Genomic DNA, 18,288 nt, shown 5'->3' with positions numbered 1-18,288 from the left:
AAGGAGAGCCGTTTGATGGCTCTTCTTTTCTTTAATTCCCTTTCCGCGGGCGATCCGTAAGCCTCCTCACTCGTTCCTCATTGCGGGGTTTTGCATGGCCCGCTTTTCCTCAGGTGTCGCGAATTTCGCTTTATGTAATTTTTTAAAGCCAGAATGTTTGTTCAAGTCATGACGGTTGGATACGATAAAGGTAGTAAACAATTATCGAAGTTAGGGTGAATGGAATGAATGAAACAATCAACACGATATTGAATCATCGGAGCATCCGTGCATTTAAAGATGAACCGCTGACTGATGAACAAATCTCTCTAATCGTCCAAAGCGCTCAAGCGGCAGCAACCTCAAGTTATCTTCAGGTCTATTCGATCATCGGCGTTAAGGATCCTGCTAAGAAAAAGAAGCTGGCTGAGCTGGCAGGGAACCAAGAGTACGTCGAAAAGAACGGCCATTTCTTCGTGTTTTGTGCAGACTTGCATCGTCATAAACTAGCGGTCGAGATGGAAGGCTTATCGGAAAATGATATTGAAGAAACCGTAGAATCCACCGAAAAATTCATGGTTGGTACGATTGATGCATCCCTTGCTGCTCAAAATGCTGTTCTTGCCGCAGAATCGATGGGACTCGGCATCTGTTACATCGGAGGTCTCCGTAACCGACTGGATGAAGTGGTCAAAGTGTTGAACACACCAGACAGAGTCATACCTTTGTTTGGCCTTTGTGTCGGGGTTCCTGATCAGAATCCTGGTAAAAAGCAACGCCTTCCGATGGAGAACATGTATCACGTAAATGAATACCAACAAGATGATGAACTATTCAAAAAACAACTAGCTTCATACAATGAAGATATCTCTGCTTATTATCACGAGCGTACACAGGGGAAGCGAACACATACCTGGACAGGAATCATCGCGGGTAAAATGACGAAGCCTATGAGGATGTATATGAAAGAATTTTTGAAGAGCATTAAAATCCCTCTGAAATGATTCTTGCGAATACGTAACCAAGAGTCAGCAAAAACTACCTCTATAACGTAAAAAGATGGAGGTTTCAATATGACGAAACGTAAGCAGCAAAAGGATAAAACAACACACCATAATCAAACACCGAAGGAAAGCCTTCCGGATTTTGAAATTGCTGAAGAAATGGCGAAGGGACCGAACAAACTTCGGAAAGAGGATCTGCCAAAACGGGAAGAACAAGAATTTTAAGCTAAAAGGCAACATTGTAAGGTGGAGGACTAGAGGACAACTGTTCCGCTATTTGGGTGAAATGACTCTGAATTTTTCTAGTTTTAGGCGAATAAGGTCTTGGTGTCCTCTAATGTAATACGTGAATAAGTTTCTTACTGTACGGAAGGCTCAGCCATCGCCATGGCTGAGCCTAGTTTTTGTCATCTTTTATATCCTCAATAACTCATTCAGTTCACCGGCTTGCATCAATGCCTGGCTGTCTTCCATCACCTCGCCTGGTTTATTCGCTTGACCGATGATATAGCCTGCAAATTCCAATGATACAAACTCAAAGATGTAGTTGAACTGTTGGATGAGTGGCAATGCTTTGATCTTCGGGTTATCTCCGCCGCAGCAGATTACATAAGCTTTCTTTTTGCTTAAACTACTTTTGAAATCATATCTTGTATCCCGCATGTTTTGAGAAAAACGATCGATCAGATCCTTCATCATTCCAGTCATCCCATACCAATAAACTGGAGTAGAAAAGACTAGGATATCGTGCTCAAGCATCAATTTGACGATATGATCGTTGTCATCCTCAATAGGTTGAAATCCGCCTGGCTCATGACGAAGATCATCAATTGGCTGGATTGTGAAATCACGCAGATGGATATGAGTGACATCTAACCCGTCAAGGGCTTTTCTCGTCAACTGTTCTGTATTCCCATCAGGTCTTGAACTGCCATGAATCGCAAGTATTTTCATTTAGATATACCTCCTATTTCACACTTTGCTTTTTACAGCATAGCTAAGTGGCTAATGAATTGCGAGCATTCAGCATTCGTATTGATAATCGAAACAAGTTCATTGCATCCTCTCGATTCATCTGTTAACCTCGGAGACCAATTGAATAGTTAGGAAAAATTAAAAAACAAAATACTTGAAAGTCAAATAAGGTCAAACTATAATATAGTTAAAGGTCAAAGATAGTCAAAGTCAACTTTGATCAAAAAAAGACTCTGGTTGATCTCTTAAAATCAACCAGACAAATAAAAAAGAGCCGAATACTTTAAAGGAGGTCATTGATATGCGTTGTCAAAAATGTCAAGTTAACGAAGCCAATGTAAGAATGACTCTTCACATTAATGGGGTAACGAAACAATTGCGTCTCTGCCCTTCATGCTATAAAGAAATCCAAAACGAAATGAAGCAGCCAAGCGGTTTTGGTGGTTTCGACAACAGTACGATGGGCTTCAATATGGAAGATTTCATGGCACAAAAAGAACAACATGCAGGACATGGAACTGGATCCAAAAGCGGTCAAGGCGGTCTGCTTGATGACCTTGGTCGAAACCTGACCGATGCGGCTAAAGCTGGGTTGATCGATCCAGTCATCGGCCGGGATAAAGAAGTGAAACGGGTCATCGAAATCTTGAACCGTCGGAATAAAAACAATCCTGTGTTGATCGGCGAGCCAGGTGTAGGTAAGACAGCGATCGCAGAAGGTCTTGCATTGAAGATTGCTGAACAAGATGCACCGAAGAAGCTTCTCAACAAGCAGGTTTATCTGTTGGACGTTTCATCACTTGTCGCGAATACAGGAATCCGAGGTCAGTTCGAAGAACGGATGAAACAGTTGATTTCTGAAGTTCAACAACGGAAAAATGTCATCCTGTTCGTCGATGAAATCCACCTGTTAGTAGGAGCAGGCTCAGCTGAAGGGTCCATGGATGCAGGGAACATCCTGAAACCAGCTCTGGCCCGCGGTGAACTCCAGCTAGTCGGTGCGACGACGTTGAAAGAGTATCGTCAAATCGAAAAGGATGCTGCACTTGAACGTCGTTTCCAGCCAGTCATGGTGAAGGAACCGACTGTCGAGGAAGCAGTCGAAATTTTAAAAGGATTGAAGGAAAAGTACGAGCAATACCACGATATCCGTTATACAGATGAAGCGTTGAAAGCATGTGTAACCCTGTCCCAGCGCTACATCCAGGATCGATTCTTACCAGATAAAGCGATCGACCTTATGGATGAATCGGGGTCTAAGATGAACTTGAAATTCGCAGGAACGACTTCATCAGATGATATCGCAGAACGGCTTGAGGCGATTGCTAAAGAAAAAGAAGAAGCGACTCATAAAGAAGATTACGAGCGTGCCGCTAAGCTACGTGATGAGGAGTTGAAGCTGCAAGAACAGACAGCGACATCAACAGAAGAGAAACCAGAGGTCAAGCTTGAAGATGTACAATGGATTGTTGAAGAAAAGACTGGTATTCCAGTACGTAAGCTTCAAGATGAAGAACAGAACAAGCTGAAGAACTTTGCAGAACGTCTTGGTTCAAGTGTCATCGGACAGGAAGAAGCGGTACAGAAGGTTGCTAAAGCAATCCGTCGCAGCCGTGCAGGTTTGAAGTCGAAAGTCCGTCCGATCGGTTCATTCTTATTCGTAGGGCCTACTGGGGTAGGTAAGACGGAATTGACGAAAACACTTGCGAATGAATTGTTCGGTTCGAAGGATGCTATGCTCCGTCTTGACATGAGTGAGTACATGGAAAAACACTCAGTGTCCAAGTTGATCGGTTCACCTCCAGGCTATGTCGGACATGAAGAAGCGGGACAGCTGACAGAGCGCGTACGAAGAAATCCTTACAGCATCATTTTATTAGATGAGATTGAAAAAGCGCACCCAGATGTCCAGCACATGTTCTTGCAAATCATGGAAGATGGCCGGCTCACTGACAGCCAGGGCCGCACAATCAGTTTTAAAGATACAGTCATCATCATGACAAGTAATGCGGGTACTGGTGATAAGAGAATCAAAGTCGGTTTCGAAAACCAGGGCACTGAAGCGATTTCCATCCTTGAAAATCTTGGGGATTACTTCAAGCCGGAATTCTTGAACCGCTTTGATGCGATCATCCAATTCAACGAATTGAATGAAGAACATCTTGTACAAATCGTTGATCTGATGCTGGATGATATACGTGACATGGTGAAGGAAGATGGACGTGAAATCGAGGTTACAGATGAAGCGAAGAAACAAATCGTCCATCTAGGATATGATCCTCGATTCGGTGCCCGACCAATCCGAAGAGTCCTTCAAGAAAAAGTGGAAGATGGCATTGCGGACCTACTGCTGGATGATGAAGAGATTACAAAAATCAAAGTCGATTATATCGATGACGAAATCGTTGTCCAAAAAGGTTGAAAAGATGAAGGAAGAGCTGAATCGCTCTTCCTTTTTCTTATACCTGAAGAAAGTTTAAAAATACTTCCTTCAGTATATTTGTAACTGATGGATCACCCTACGCCTTTGGCTTGGCTTTGCCAGGTTTTCTTCTTACATATTCTCAGGTCCGTGTGTTACTATTGGCCGCTCCAGCGGAAGAATCGGGATGCAAGAAACAAGGATACGACTGCTATTCCCAGCAACACTCCGGCTTCAAGCCCATAATCGGAGATCGGTGCGGTATTCCATGTTCCTCTCAATAGCTGGATTGTATAGTATAGCGGAAGTGCTTTAGCTACATACTGCAAAATCTCAGGCATCATTTCCAATGGGAAGGTGGCCCCGGAAAGGAACAGCATTAGGTTAAGGAATAGCGAACTGATTGCGGCAGCTGCCTGCGTGTTTTTTGCAAGGGAGGTCAAAAACAAAGCAAATGGGAAAAACGCAAGGATACTCACGAGCAAAGCAAGCAAAGTACTTCCGATATACTGCGGCAAGGTAAGGTCATACATCAGCATGCCAAAAACCATCAATAGGATGGCAGATATCATGAAAATGACGGTTCCCTGGAACGTGTGGGCGGCTAAAATTTTCCACGGTTGCAACGGGGTGGATTGATAGCGTCGCAGCACACCTGTTTCACGATAATTTGCTAGAACGGTACCTAATGTGAAAAAGGAAGTCGTCACGATGTTGACCCCGATCCATGAAGGAACATAGAGCTCCGCAAATGACATCTCGCCCATCTCTTGTCCCTGGAACATCGAACCGAACAGCCAGATCATCAACACAGGGAATAGAAAGGTCCAAAATACACTTAGACGATCACGGAAAAACATCTTTGTTTCCAGGTTTGCTAATTTGAGCATTGCAGTCATGCCGGCTGTTCCTCCTTTTCTAAATAGTGGACGAATAGATCATCAAGGGTCCCTTTTTCAAATTTGAAGTTTTCAATGGCAATATCCTTCTCATGACAGTGGGCAAAAATATGGTAAGTAGTCTCCTGTAAGGATTCACTATAAACTTTGAAGGTATCATGTTCGTTTTCAATACGGATGACACCAGGTAAGGAGAGGACATGATCGTATTCCAATCCATTACTTTGGAAGGAAAGGTAATTGACTGCCATTTCTTCAAGAAGTTCTTGGGGGGTGTTCAAGGCTTTCAACTGACCGCCATAAATCATCGCAACACGATCGCATAGTCGTTCAGCTTCTTCCATGTAGTGCGTAGTGATGACGATTGTACATCCTTGTTCTTTCAAGAGCTTGATCATCGACCACATTTCGCGCCGGGCATGTGGATCCAGTCCCATACTCGGTTCATCTAAGAAAAGGATTTCAGGCTGGTGTAGTGTAGCGAGTGCGAGAGTGACCCGTTGTTTCCAACCGCCGGATAGATCTTCAAATCGTACACTCAACTTCTCATTCAAACCAAGCAGATCGATCAGGTAATCCTTCTGGGTGTTCGTTTTATAAAAGGAGGAAAACAGGTCGAGAGCTTCTCTGACTTTCATTTTTTTCTGAATCGAAGTCGCCTGGAACTGAACTCCGATCCGCTTGTTCAATTCCCTTAATTGACGATGGGGTTGTAATCCTAAAACATCGATCGATCCTTGATCAGGTTTTCGAATCCCTTCTAGCATTTCAATGGTTGTCGTTTTACCAGCACCATTCGGACCGATGATCCCGAAAATTTCACCTTTCTGTACAGTAAATGAGATATTCTGTACAGCATGGGTATCGCCGTAGGATTTTGATAAGTTTTCTACGGTTATGACATGTTCCATGAAACGTCCTCCTCTAAAATTGCAGTTCGGTGTTAACCACAATTTCAAATGTATGGTAATAGTTACGGATTTAGGAGTGATTGGTTTCAAAGTATCTGATTTAATAACAGGATAATTTTCAAGTTTGCACCGATAAATTGAAAGTTTGCACCGATATATTCCGAGTTTGCACCGATAAAATTCAGGTTGGTACCGATAAGTTGAGGGTTTGCATGAAAAAAGCACCGTCCGTTATTGGACAGTGCTGTCTGCTTTCCTGCGTCGCTCTTCTGGTGTTAGAAGCGGTTGAGGCGGAGATGCTTTCTGTGTCATTTCAGATACGATAAAGATCGTAATGAATCCGGTTATCATCGCGAGGGTCCGGAATGGGAAAAGGACAATCCCATCTTCAACCAACGGATAAGGTAAAAACTTCGGCAGTCCGATGATCGGTTCCCCGCCGCCGAGCCTTAAGAAGAAGGAGACGATGATTCCTGCAATCGATCCGTATTTGGTCGCTCGTTTATAAAACAACGCCATCGTCAACTGAGGAAACAGGATGACGTAGACGAGATCCGCAGCCAAATACCAGAGCGCGTACACACTTTTAATACTCAAGGCGATGATGGTCGCCGCGACACCCACAAGGATGATGGTTCGCTTTATCACCTTTTTAAGTTCCTCGCCAGATGCTTTTGGTTTTATCAAGGGTCGATAAATGTTCCAGGACGCCATGGATGATGCAGATAGGATGGATGAATCCATCGATGACATGACGGCCGCAGCCAATGCCCCTAGTCCGATTGCCGCTACGAATGGTGGTGTCAAGTACCGTAAAACATAAGGGAGGATCATCGCAGGGTTTTCAGGTTCTGAAACACCGAGGCTCGCCCAATCTACTGCAAATCCCGCCATACCGATAAGCACAGCTGGAATCGCTGCAATGATACAAATGAAACCAGCTGCAATTGATAACCACATGGCGGTTCGAGGTGTATTCGCTGATAACACACGTTGGAAGTACACCTGCCATGGGATTCCCCCGAAAATCAATAACAGAGCATAGTCCCACCAGTTCCAGTAGTAATTGCCCCAATCCGGGTGCTCCCAACCATTCAATGGTGGGAACAAATTCGCAAGGGAACCCATTTCTCCGGTATACATGGTCCAGGCAGAGCCGAAACCACCGACATTATCCAAAGCAAAAGGTATGACAAGAAATAATCCGAGGATGACGATGCTCATTTGGATGACATCAGTGAACGCGACCGACCACATGCCCCCAACTACTGTGTATGCAATTGCAATCGCAGCCGAAATAATGATCGATGTTTTAAAATCAAGGCCAAGGATCGTCCCGAAAGTGGTTCCAAGTGCTGTCAAAATCGCACCACTCCAGAAAATTTCCCCTAATAGTGCTGGAATGTATAAAACACCAGCTACTTTTTTACCGAAACGCATCTCAAGCGGATCGATCATCGTCATGAATTCATAGCGTCTCATTTTTCGTGCGTAGAAAATACCACCGATGATCAAGCTGAGGGCATACCCCCACGGTGCCTGAGCCCAGGCGATACCGGATGAGTAGGTATACTCTGCAGTACCAGCTATGTATCCACCTCCCACCCATGTCGCTGCCATCGTGAACATGGCGATCCATAAAGGAAGGGACCTTTTTGCTACCATCATATCGGAAACAGTATCCGATTTCTTGGCGGCCGAATACGCACCGATATAATAGATGATTGCATAAAAAATGATCATGGAAATGAAGCCGCCCCAATGAATATCCGGATTAGTCAGTGCGAGATATAAGAAAACAAGTGCGACAAGAATCGCAAAAATACCTTGTTTGAAAAAACGATTCTTTGTTATATTTGCCACAATATAACCTCCATTCTACTAGTCATTGATCCTACCGGTAGTTTGTCTTAAAGGAAGATAAACATACAGTAGCTAAGACTAGTCCATGAATAATCCTCTTACCAGTTGGAGGTTGAAATTAATTTCGAACAAATGTGTAAACGAACTTTTATAAAAGGACTTTTCATGCTTATATCGAAATTGTGAGGATGCAGAGATTGAAGTAAGGAGAGACATCTATGAAAAAGTGGGCGTATGTATTGATAGCAATTGGTGCAGCTTTATGGGGGCTTATTGCGATATTTGTTGAAGGGTTATATGAGTATGGATTCACTGCAATTCAGGTGGTCGCAATCCGTGTAATCGTCGCGGCATTGATCCTCGTCGTTTTTGTTCTAATAAAAAACCCGAGTCTACTTAAAATGGATTGGCGTGACAGCATATATTTCATCGGGACGGGAATATTCAGCATCGTTTTCTTCAACTGGTGCCTGTTCACCGCGATACAAGAGACATCGATTGCCGTGGCAGCCATTTTACTATATACCGCACCCGCTATCGTGACGATTCTTTCAAGGTTTTTATTTCAAGAGTGGTTTACGAAACGAAAGATGATCGCGTTATTCATGACGTTGTTCGGGTGCACTTTTGTAATTGGATTGATACCAGGTGGCTCAAGCTCAGTTTCATTATTCGGGGTCATTGTCGGTCTTGGATCTGGTCTAGGATACGCTCTTTATAGTATTTTTGGAAAATATGCACTCGCAAAGTATTCATCACTGACCGTCACGACATATACGTTCATCTTTGCTTCTGTAGCCATGATTCCTACAACTGGATTATGGATGAAATCTAGTCAGCTTCAAGAACCAGTTGTCTTACTGAATGCAGTTGGGATCGGTTTTTTATCGACAGTGTTAGCCTATATGCTTTATACGGTTGGTCTGCAATTCGTTGAGTCAAGTCGTGCATCGATTACGGCGACGGTTGAACCGGTTGTCGCGACACTCGTAAGCGTGATGCTCTTCCATGAACAACTTACGGTTTGGCAACTGCTCGGAATCTTCCTGGTTCTTAGTGCTGTCATGATCGTGCAAGAATCGAAAAAGGTAAGAATGAAGCAATCATTAGCACAATGAGGGGGGCAAACATGAATCGAATCGCTTTGGTTACAGGTGCGAGTCGTTTGAAAGGGATCGGAGCGGCAGCATGCAGGGCACTCGCGGAGTCCGGGAATGATATCTTTTTTACGTACTGGACGGATTATGATCAAAAGATGGACTGGGGAATCGCTGTTGATGAACCTGCGCGCCTACAAGCCGATATTGAAAGCAAAGGGGTACGGTGTGAACGGATCGAATTGGATTTGTCGCAAGCATCTAACCTACCTCGGTTATTGGAACAAGTCGAAACGACGTTAGGGTATCCGGATATCCTCGTCAACAATGCTTGTTATTCTGTTAACGATACCTACGATACGATTGATGAGGAAAACTTGGACCTGCATTATGCAATCAATGTGAAGGCAGTGACTTTATTGACTTCCTATTTTGCAAAAGGTTTTAAAAAAGGAAAAGGGGGTCGTGTGATTTCAATGACTTCTGGCCAGTCTCTTGAACCGATGCGGTACGAACTTTCTTATGCAATTACGAAAGGCGCGGTGGAACATCTGACAAAAACCCTGGTTCCTGATCTTGCGGAAAAAGGAATCACAATCAACGCTGTCAATCCCGGGCCGAATGATACAGGTTGGGTAGATGAACATTTGGAGAAAGTACTTCTGCCTAAGTTTCCGATGGGGAGGCTCGGAACCCCAGAAGATGCAGCGCAGTTGATCCGCTTCCTAGCAAGTGAAGAAGCAGGATGGATTACGGGTCAGGTCATCCACTCAGAAGGAGGTTTTCAACGCACAACGTAGAGGGGGTCTTCGAGTGAAACTGTTTAAGTTAAAATCTTATAAGAGAAACCTTATGAGTTATTGCATTGGCTTAGGACATAGTCGGAGAACAAATTCAATCTAGAGGCGGAAGAAAATCCAATCTGCTGACGGGTTAATAAACAAGGAGAAATCCGTAAACTGAGAGTAACAAAACAAACTCGAAAGGGAGCGGATTCCATGTTTAACTTTTACGAAATCGAAAAGATCATCATTGAGATGACAAGAGAGAATAAGAGACGATAGGACGGATTGACGTTCACCTGCAGTAGGAGAAGGTGGGCTTTTTTATGTAATGATCTAGCGGAATCGGACGGGAATCTCGCCAAATGGAGGAAGAATCTCGCGGAATCGAGGGATAATCTCGCCAAACTAAGGAGGTATCTCGCCCAACAGTAAGAAAGCCCCATCTCGAAATCACGCCGAGATTATTTTTCTTCCAGTCTATCCTCCAACGCTTCTACTTTTTTCCGTAGTTGGATCAATTCTTCTTTTTGTTCATTACCAGCCGTTGATATTCGATTACCGATCATGAAGAATATCGACACTATGAATATCACAGATACAGCCATAACGGTAATTACAAGAAAATAGATTTCCATAAAATCCCCCTTTTTCCCGATTGTAACATAAAAAGGAGGATTTTATGGTATGATTTACCATAAAGCCGAGTGATCAGCTGCCAGATTCGATATCTTCAATTGAAAGGAAATCTTTGACCCATTCAATTTGAGAATCCCGATAGTACCCTGCATACAGCCGTTTGGCTAGGCTTAGCGGTCCACCGAAGAAATATTGCTCATAAAGTGATTGACGCGTGCCGAATGCACTCATAGATAAGTCCCATGCCAGGCGGAAAATTTTAACGCGGTCTTCTGCATTCGCATGTGCCGCTTGAAGATACTCATCGAGGTCACCACGAATCGGTGAGTGGAAATCCTTTTCATTCGGTATCGTGACAAGACCACTTGCTCCAAGATTTTGGATGATTTCACTGAAGGTCGGATAAATTTTCGCATAATAACATAATGCAGCATGAAGAGGCTCGCGAGCAGGTGTCATTGTCCCCCACCGGTCTGGTTTTGCTTGAATTTCAGAGGACAGGACGAATGCCTTCATTGCTTCCAAAGCGATGATCACATCTGCAACCTTATCCTGAACTAGATCATAATCACCTATGTTAATGGTATGGATCATCAATTGAATGGTTCCTAAGATAAATTCTGTTTTTATGATACAGCGGCTGACCACCTGGTGGACTGTCTGTGGAAAAAAACTAGTTTGTGAATATACTTCACCCGAGAGCTGTTTACTTTCATAAAAGAACACGTTTTCCCAAGGTACGAGTACATCATCGAATACGATGACAGAATCGAGTTCATCAAAACGGGAGCCTAAAGGATGGTCGAAATTCGATTTTCCATAATCAAACGATTCCCGAGCAATGAACCGTAAGCCAGGTGTATTTGCAGGCAGTGAAAACCCATTTGCCATACAGGACTCACTTATCCCACCTTGAGGGAAAACGATCAACTCATCGGTTAGTCCACCTTGTGTCGCCAACAGGCGAGCGCCTTTTATGATAAGCCCATCCTTCGTTTTTTCTTTAATGTGTGCGGCCACTGGATCATCTGAGACATCAAAATAATACTTGCCGCGATTCACTTGAGGGTGGACGAAAGTGTGCGTGAAGGATAGATCCTCACGAGTAGCTCTTTCATAAAGATTCCTCATGTTTTCACAAAACTTCGGATCTTGTGATTGGAAGAGTTCAGCAGCTTGGGTAAAAGTCATCAAAATCGTATTCAAGTAATCCGGCGAGCGCCCGAGTAACCCCCCAGTAGATTTTGCCCATTCCTGGAAAGAAAGACGTCTTTTCTCCAAATCCTCTTTCGTCTTAGGAGGGAAGAATGCCATACCGGCACACTCGCCATTTTCCAGTTTGAATGACATTTTATCAAGCTTATCTTCCTTCAATTGCAAGTCATATAAGTTCGCTTTACTTTTCATGATCCCTTTCAAAGCTGGATGTTCTGAAAGCTTGCCTTTTACTTGTTCACCATCGATCCATATTTCTGGATGTAAATTGTTGATTCGGTCGATGTATTGTTGACCAGATATAAGTCCCATAGATCTAACTCCTTTGCCAACCAATCATACATATACGATATGCAAAAGAGGGCGCAAGGGTACGAAAGAAAGCAGGTGATGATCATGATGATATTTCTGACCATAGTCGTATTGATGGGGATTCTTGGCATACAAAGTCACTTAAGAAAAATTATGAAACAAAACGACAGGGTGATCGAACTATTAGAGGATATCAATCGTAGAGAATAAGAAGGGAGGGGTTTGGATGAAGAGTGACAAACAAAAGTTGATAACCCTTGGTGTCATCATTGCAATCATCCTTGTATTCTGGAGTACACAGATGGATTTGCCGGAGGATGGACAACCGGCGTTCGGACCTCCTTTTTTAGCGGAGGATGAAAACCAATTATCCTTATTTGTGGTCGGTGATTCTGATTTCGAAATGGAAATGTTGCGAGAAGAGGGGCTTTATTATTCTTCAGCTAGTATGCAGAAGGTGGACTCTTTAGAGGATGCGCAACTCGACCACCCGGGGCTCGAAATCGAATCTGCACCAGCATACCTCGTATTCAACACCCGTGAGCTTGAATACAAAACATATGATGTGGATGATTTGATGAAGTATTTGAAAAAAAGTAAAGAGAAGCAATAGGATTGTGTCAATTGAGCTTCTCTTCAAGTTTCTTTTTCACATTCGGCCATTCTGATTCAAGAACGCTGAAATAGACAGTATCCCGTACATATCCTGTGTAAGTCATTCGGCTCTTACGTAGGACTCCTTCCCGAATCCCGCCGATTCGCTCAATCGCAGCCTGGGACCGTTTATTTCGACCGTCCGTTTTCAGTTGTACCCGTATCGTTTCAAGCTCTTCAAAACAATGACGTAACAATAGATATTTGCATTCGGTATTTACAGATGAACGCCAAACGGATGGAGTCAGCCATGTCCAGCCAATTTCAAGGTGTTTATCTTTTTCCGAAATATCCAGGAAACGTGTGCTTCCTACAAGCTTCTGTTGTACCTGGTCATAGATGACAAATGGGAACTCAGTACCTTTTTCTTTTGCCGTTAGCGCTTGCTGGACAAGCTTCTTCATTTCCTCAATAGATGTGATTTTCATTGGCATGTAATCCCATATCCCTTCATACCGAGCTGCTTCATATAACTCATCTATATCTTTCATTTCCAATGGACGGATTGTGACATGACTGCCATTCAACGTTACAGGTTTGATCCACATTGGTCATCAGCTCCCTCTTTTCTGACTGTTTCTATATTCTATCAAAGAAAAGGAAGTCCTTTAATAAAAGTTGCTTCATAAAAGGAACCTTCGGACAGGAGGAAAAGAAAACCAGGAGCATCTTCCGAACATGAGCCGCCTTCGGACAGGAAGAGAAGAAAACCGGAACCCGCTGTCCGAACATGAGCCGCCTTCGGACAGGAAGAGAAGAAAACCGGAACCGGCTGTCCGAACATGAGCAGACTTCAGACAGGAAGAGAAGAAAACCGGAAGCAACAGTCCAAAACATTGATGGAGCTAATCATCTAAATGAAGACTTGGTTAAACTTCGTTATTTTAAAGGAAATCACGACACTCCTGTTGGTACAATTCCAAAGTAATATACATCATTCTTTAACAAAGCCTAAATTAAAAAAGATGGACTAAGTAGCCCATCTTTCACACAAGTTATTTTTTCATGATCGATTTTATATCTGACCACACTTTTATCATCTCAGCATGCATTTGTGCATCGCTGACATTGAAATGTTTCATCATTTCTTCTCTTGAATGACCTTCTTTTTTATACTGGATGACTTCCTTCAGATCTTTATTGCTCAGTTTTGCTACGATTGCCGCTTTTACGAGCTGTGGCATACGGATATCCTGTTTCAAGTACCCTTTCAGTTCAGCTACATCCTTATTGGAATAATCAGCGACATAACTGAGAATTTCACCTTTGTGCTGTTGGAATTTCTTTTTATGTGCTTTCCATTTGGCTTTTTGTTCAGCTAACTTTTCAGGACTGACACCGTAATGCTCAGCCGTTTTCTCCCATGATTTAGATCGGTTATAGTGACTCAGAACTTCCTCAATTGATTTTTCAGAGAGCTTTGCGATATGTGCAGCCTGGAAGACATTTTCTTTCGAATGGCCTTTTTCCAAAAGTGAACGGATCTCTTTCTTATCAAACTTATGATGTGTCGCTGGTGCAAGGCTGAGTCGCCCTTTATGACCTTCATCCTCTTTAACCTCTTCGGATGACTTCATCATGACAGTCCCATCAAAATCCATATTAGATGCGTCTGCATATTGCGGTAAAACCATTCCCATAACGGATATTCCTAATAAAGCAAGCCCAAAATTCTTCAGCTTCATAACTCCTTCACTCCTTTTTACATTTAAAGAAATAATAAAAATCCATTCTTCAATATAAGACTCATCCAGCTAAGGCTTTGATGAGCCTAGCTTTCTTTACATTTAAAGAAAGTATAAAATCCTTTCTTCAATATAAGTGCAGCTAAAGCTCAACCTGCACCATAGGTTTGGCTTTGCCAAGCTTTCTTTAAGTATTTGCTACTATGTAAAAACCATTCATAATTTGGGAGACTTCACATAATTGACTTATTAAAAAAGGCTTTTTCAAAAAGATTGCTTTTAAGTCATTTTTAAAAAAACACCTTGTGCAAGTTGATTGGAGAACAAGGTGCGAGACTCCTGCGGGATCAGCGGGACAGGTGAGACCATTCCATGTCGCAAGGCGACCAGTGGGCTCACCGCACGCCCCGTGGAAAGCGAGCATCCTGGAAGCGGAAATCAACGACTTTCAAGAGCAACAACGTTTGCGCAAACAGCCTTAAAAAAGAGCTGATATCATCAGCCCTCGTGTTTGCTATCGAAATGGAACGAAAGGATAGCCAATGTATTGAATTTTGAGTGTTCCATCTTCATAGCTTACCGGTCCAATAATGTTTCCAACAATCGTAATTGGATTCGAATTTGAATTTGAACGATGATCATTAAAGAGCGGGTTTTGTAGAATAATGATCAAAAGAAGGTAAAGAAGCAACAAAATAAGTAAGATACGATCCAACACGGCGATTCCCCCACAATAGATACTTATATAGTATATGTCTAGTGAAAGCGACTGTTTCATAAAGAATCATAATAACAATGTAGATTTCTATGGGGTTTGGATCGTCAGAATACTCTTATAATTTTATTGTAGATTATGGTACAGTAGGGAGTAGAAAAAGTGGAGAGGGCGGAAAACGTTGCTGCAGACAGATTTCAGTTTCAAAGATAAAAGCATTCTGGAAGCCATTATCGATAATGCCTTTGAATGGGTGGTCGTCGTCGATATGGAAGGTAAAGTAAGGTTCATGAATAAAAACTATTGTGAATTCCTCGAGGTTGATCCGAAGGTAGTCATTGGCATGCACGTGACAGATGTGATTGAAAACACGAGAATGCATATCGTCGCCCAGACTGGAAAGGCGGAAATCGCTGACCTCCAATACATCAAAGGGAACTACATGATCGCCAACCGGATTCCGATTTTCCATGAGAATGAAGTTGTAGCTGCACTCGGTACGGTCATATTCCGAGACACTGAACAATGGAAGAAGATGAACAGCCATGTGAAAAGTCTGTTTTCAGAACTCGAATTTTACCGTAAAGAGTGGAGTGCGAATAATGGTGCAAAATATTCCTTGAATGATCTTGTTGGCGTTTCAGATTCAATTAAAGAGTTGAAAGATCAGGTGAAGAAGATTTCAAGCGGGGATATTTCCGTTTTGATACGCGGAGAAAGCGGAACGGGCAAAGAATTGTTGGCTCATAGTATCCACCAATTGAGTGAAAGGAGTACGGCTCCCTTCGTAAAAGTGAATTGCGCGGCAATACCGGACAACCTTCTCGAATCCGAGCTTTTCGGATACGTCGAAGGAGCTTTTACAGGGGCGAAAAAAGGCGGTAAAGTCGGAAAGTTCATCCTGGCAAATGAGGGCACGTTGTTTTTAGATGAAATTGGGGACATGCCATTACGGATGCAGGCAAAGTTGTTACGCGTCTTACAGGAAAAAGAAATCGAGCCGATCGGTGCCAATGAAACGGAGAAGGTAAATGTCCGTGTCATTGCAGCAACGAATCGTCCACTTGAAAAAATGGTCCAGGAAAAGCTGTTCCGGGAAGACCTATTCTATCGGATCAACGGTTTCCAGCTTCACATCCCAGCATTACGTGAACGAAAGGATGACATTAAACCTTTGGTGGAACATTTTCTAGAAAAAGTGACGAGACGAACAGGAAAACGGATACAAAGCATAGATGAAGAGGTAAACAAAATCTTGTTCCACCATAATTGGCCTGGTAACATACGTGAGCTAGAAAATGTAATCGAAGCAGCTGTCCACTTGACGTATGATGAAACAATCGACAAAACCTCCCTCCCCGAATATCTAAAGGAAAATGAAAGTCTCAAAATCGGAAGTAAATCATTGAAGGAGCTGGTTGAAGAGACGGAGAGGAATGCAATTAAAGAGGCTCTTGCCCAAAATGGCGGCAACAAGCTTGCAGCTGCTAAAACTCTCGGTATCGGTAAATCCAGTTTTTACGAAAAAATGAAAAGATATGATCTGTTGTGAAACAAATTCCAGAATTCCGGAATCCTTCCGGTTTTCTGGAATTTTTAATGATGGCACGGGTCAGGGTTGTTTTACTTTCATTATTTTCCGACTTTTCGGAAAAATACATCAGAAAATAATTATGAAACCTTGATATAGCTATATTTCTTACTTGGCATGGAACTTGCATTTAATAGTGATTGGATTGGAAATTGCTTTCACAATAATAGATAAATTTGAAAGCGATTCCAATAAATCGAAGAGTTAAGGGAGGATATAGGATGTTAAGCATGATCGGTTTAATCGGTGGTCTTATTTTATTAATTGTCTTGACGATGAGAGGCATGAACCTGCTTGTGGTTGCACCACTTTGTGCATTGTTCACTGCAGTCTTGAGTGGTCTGCCACTTTTTCCACAGCTTGCAGAGGAGGGAGGAGCGAATCTCGTCGGGGACTATATGGCTGGTTTTTCAAGCTTCGTCACAGCATGGTTCCTTATGTTTTTACTAGGTGCAATCTTTGGGAAAGTCATGGAAGACAGTGGCGCTGCGGACAGTGTTTCGAAGTGGATTGTTGAAAAACTCGGAATGAAACAGGCAGTGCTTGCGATTGTACTCGCTTGTGCTGTTTTGACATATGGCGGGGTCAGCTTATTCGTTGTAGCTTTCTCAGTTTATCCGATGGCACTCAGCTTATTTAAACAAGCGGATCTACCGCGGCGCTTCATTCCAGCAGCACTTGCGTTCGGTTCAGTAACCTTTACGATGACATCTGCTGGTTCCCCGGAAATCCAAAACTGGATCCCGATTGAATATTTAGGAACATCACCGTATGCGGGTTGGGAAGTCAGCTTACTCGTCGCAATCTTCATGGCAGTGTTCGGGTACTGGTGGTTGAAGAGAATGCTTGCAAAAGCAGTCGCGAATGGAGAACGTTTTGAAGCACGGGAAGACGATCCTGATGTGGTAGAAAAAGAGCTTCCTCATCCACTCACAGGGCTCATCCCATTGGTTGTCGTATTGATCATCTCCTTCATTTTTCATGATTCCTTACAACAATCTGCGTTGATTGTGGCGTTATTAGGGGGCGTGATTTCAGCTTACTTCTTGAACAGAAAGTATTTCACAGATTTCTGGGAAGCTGTTTCTGCAGGTACATTAGGTGCCTTGATTGCAATTGGGAACACAGCCGCGGTGGTTGGATTCGGTGGCGTTGCAAAAGCTGTTCCTGCCTTTGATATGGCAGTAAGTGCGATGACGAACATTCCCGGAAGCCCATTGATCGGCGGAGCGATTGCGGTCAGTGTGATTGCAGGGATGACCGGATCGGCTTCAGGTGGTCAAGCGATTGCATTACCGATATTAGCTCCACATTATATGGACATGGGTGTCAATGCAGAAGCCTTACACCGTACAGTAGCGATCTCATCTGGTGCTCTTGATTCACTTCCGCATAACGGTTATGTCGTCACGACGGTCCGGGCGATCTGCGGAGAATCTCATAGTGCGGCGTATGGAGCTGTAGGAGCATTGACGGTCATCGTGCCGTTGATAGGATTGGCGCTAGCGGTTATCCTATTCTCACTAGGAGTCGGAATCTAATCTG

At 43.2% G+C, this 18,288-nt stretch carries 18 protein-coding genes; 9 read left to right on the top strand and 9 right to left on the bottom strand.

Going from position 1 to position 18,288, the window contains the following annotated elements; genetic code table 11:
- Window positions 1-224 precede the first annotated feature (224 nt).
- On the top strand, window positions 225-983 hold the full coding sequence (gene nfsA / locus N8M93_RS04595) for an oxygen-insensitive NADPH nitroreductase (RefSeq protein WP_261130000.1): 759 nt from the start codon (window positions 225-227) through the stop codon (window positions 981-983).
- A gap of 69 nt (window positions 984-1,052) precedes the next feature.
- Window positions 1,053-1,208 (top strand): hypothetical protein, encoded by a 156-nt coding sequence (locus N8M93_RS04590; RefSeq protein ID WP_261129999.1) that lies wholly within the window; start codon window positions 1,053-1,055, stop codon window positions 1,206-1,208.
- 189 nt (window positions 1,209-1,397) lie between these two features.
- On the opposite strand, the gene N8M93_RS04585 is transcribed toward N8M93_RS04590, so the two are convergent.
- Window positions 1,398-1,937 (bottom strand): flavodoxin family protein, encoded by a 540-nt coding sequence (locus N8M93_RS04585; RefSeq protein WP_261129998.1) that lies wholly within the window; start codon window positions 1,935-1,937, stop codon window positions 1,398-1,400.
- A 322-nt stretch (window positions 1,938-2,259) separates the two neighbouring features.
- Between N8M93_RS04585 and N8M93_RS04580 the strand changes: the two genes are divergently transcribed.
- Window positions 2,260-4,380 carry an ATP-dependent Clp protease ATP-binding subunit gene (locus N8M93_RS04580; RefSeq protein WP_261129997.1) on the top strand — a complete coding sequence of 707 codons (2,121 nt, stop codon included), beginning with the start codon at window positions 2,260-2,262 and terminating at the stop codon, window positions 4,378-4,380.
- 158 nt (window positions 4,381-4,538) lie between these two features.
- Here the strand turns inward: N8M93_RS04580 and N8M93_RS04575 are convergent, their stop codons facing one another.
- The 3 genes from N8M93_RS04575 to N8M93_RS04565 form a co-directional block, all read right to left on the bottom strand.
- Window positions 4,539-5,279 carry an ABC transporter permease gene (locus tag N8M93_RS04575; protein ID WP_261129996.1) on the bottom strand — a complete coding sequence of 247 codons (741 nt, stop codon included), beginning with the start codon at window positions 5,277-5,279 and terminating at the stop codon, window positions 4,539-4,541.
- A complete protein-coding gene (locus N8M93_RS04570) occupies window positions 5,276-6,190 on the bottom strand; it encodes an ABC transporter ATP-binding protein (RefSeq protein ID WP_261129995.1) in 915 nt (304 codons plus the stop codon). The genes N8M93_RS04575 and N8M93_RS04570 overlap by 4 nt, the downstream gene beginning before the upstream one ends.
- A gap of 231 nt (window positions 6,191-6,421) precedes the next feature.
- Window positions 6,422-8,053 (bottom strand): sodium:solute symporter family protein, encoded by a 1,632-nt coding sequence (locus N8M93_RS04565; RefSeq protein ID WP_261129994.1) that lies wholly within the window; start codon window positions 8,051-8,053, stop codon window positions 6,422-6,424.
- A 218-nt stretch (window positions 8,054-8,271) separates the two neighbouring features.
- On the opposite strand from N8M93_RS04565, the gene N8M93_RS04560 reads away from it, so the two are divergent.
- Window positions 8,272-9,171 carry a DMT family transporter gene (locus N8M93_RS04560; protein WP_261129993.1) on the top strand — a complete coding sequence of 300 codons (900 nt, stop codon included), beginning with the start codon at window positions 8,272-8,274 and terminating at the stop codon, window positions 9,169-9,171.
- 11 nt (window positions 9,172-9,182) lie between these two features.
- Window positions 9,183-9,950 carry an SDR family oxidoreductase gene (locus N8M93_RS04555; RefSeq protein WP_261129992.1) on the top strand — a complete coding sequence of 256 codons (768 nt, stop codon included), beginning with the start codon at window positions 9,183-9,185 and terminating at the stop codon, window positions 9,948-9,950.
- A 446-nt stretch (window positions 9,951-10,396) separates the two neighbouring features.
- On the opposite strand, the gene N8M93_RS04550 is transcribed toward N8M93_RS04555, so the two are convergent.
- Both N8M93_RS04550 and hpaB read right to left on the bottom strand, forming a co-directional pair.
- On the bottom strand, window positions 10,397-10,570 hold the full coding sequence (locus N8M93_RS04550; protein WP_261129990.1) for a hypothetical protein: 174 nt from the start codon (window positions 10,568-10,570) through the stop codon (window positions 10,397-10,399).
- 73 nt (window positions 10,571-10,643) lie between these two features.
- On the bottom strand, window positions 10,644-12,098 hold the full coding sequence (hpaB, locus tag N8M93_RS04545; RefSeq protein WP_261129988.1) for a 4-hydroxyphenylacetate 3-monooxygenase, oxygenase component: 1,455 nt from the start codon (window positions 12,096-12,098) through the stop codon (window positions 10,644-10,646).
- An 84-nt stretch (window positions 12,099-12,182) separates the two neighbouring features.
- On the opposite strand from hpaB, the gene N8M93_RS04540 reads away from it, so the two are divergent.
- Both N8M93_RS04540 and N8M93_RS04535 read left to right on the top strand, forming a co-directional pair.
- Window positions 12,183-12,308 (top strand): hypothetical protein, encoded by a 126-nt coding sequence (locus N8M93_RS04540; protein ID WP_261129987.1) that lies wholly within the window; start codon window positions 12,183-12,185, stop codon window positions 12,306-12,308.
- Window positions 12,309-12,324: 16 nt separating this feature from the next.
- Window positions 12,325-12,711, top strand: coding sequence for a hypothetical protein (locus N8M93_RS04535; protein ID WP_261129986.1), 387 nt, complete (start codon window positions 12,325-12,327; stop codon window positions 12,709-12,711).
- 7 nt (window positions 12,712-12,718) lie between these two features.
- Here the strand turns inward: N8M93_RS04535 and N8M93_RS04530 are convergent, their stop codons facing one another.
- From N8M93_RS04530 to N8M93_RS04520, 3 genes are all read right to left on the bottom strand, one after another.
- Window positions 12,719-13,300, bottom strand: a complete 582-nt coding sequence (locus N8M93_RS04530) for a GNAT family N-acetyltransferase (protein ID WP_261129985.1) — start codon at window positions 13,298-13,300, stop codon at window positions 12,719-12,721.
- A 447-nt stretch (window positions 13,301-13,747) separates the two neighbouring features.
- Entirely contained in the window at window positions 13,748-14,437 is a 690-nt protein-coding gene (locus N8M93_RS04525) for a hypothetical protein (protein WP_261129984.1), read from the bottom strand.
- A 514-nt stretch (window positions 14,438-14,951) separates the two neighbouring features.
- Window positions 14,952-15,155, bottom strand: coding sequence for a hypothetical protein (locus N8M93_RS04520; protein ID WP_261129983.1), 204 nt, complete (start codon window positions 15,153-15,155; stop codon window positions 14,952-14,954).
- Between the two features lie 178 nt (window positions 15,156-15,333).
- Here N8M93_RS04520 and N8M93_RS04515 point away from each other — a divergent pair, with 178 nt between their 5' ends.
- Both N8M93_RS04515 and N8M93_RS04510 read left to right on the top strand, forming a co-directional pair.
- Entirely contained in the window at window positions 15,334-16,704 is a 1,371-nt protein-coding gene (locus N8M93_RS04515; RefSeq protein WP_261129982.1) for a sigma-54-dependent Fis family transcriptional regulator, read from the top strand.
- A 260-nt stretch (window positions 16,705-16,964) separates the two neighbouring features.
- Window positions 16,965-18,284, top strand: a complete 1,320-nt coding sequence (locus tag N8M93_RS04510; RefSeq protein WP_261129981.1) for a GntP family permease — start codon at window positions 16,965-16,967, stop codon at window positions 18,282-18,284.
- Window positions 18,285-18,288 lie beyond the last annotated feature (4 nt).

This window comes from Bacillus sp. Marseille-Q3570, assembly GCF_946151055.1.
In the GTDB taxonomy this organism is placed as follows: Bacteria; Bacillota; Bacilli; order Bacillales; family Fictibacillaceae; genus Pseudalkalibacillus.
Note: the sequence above shows the minus strand (reverse complement) of the source record. Positions and strands in the feature narration are given on the sequence as shown.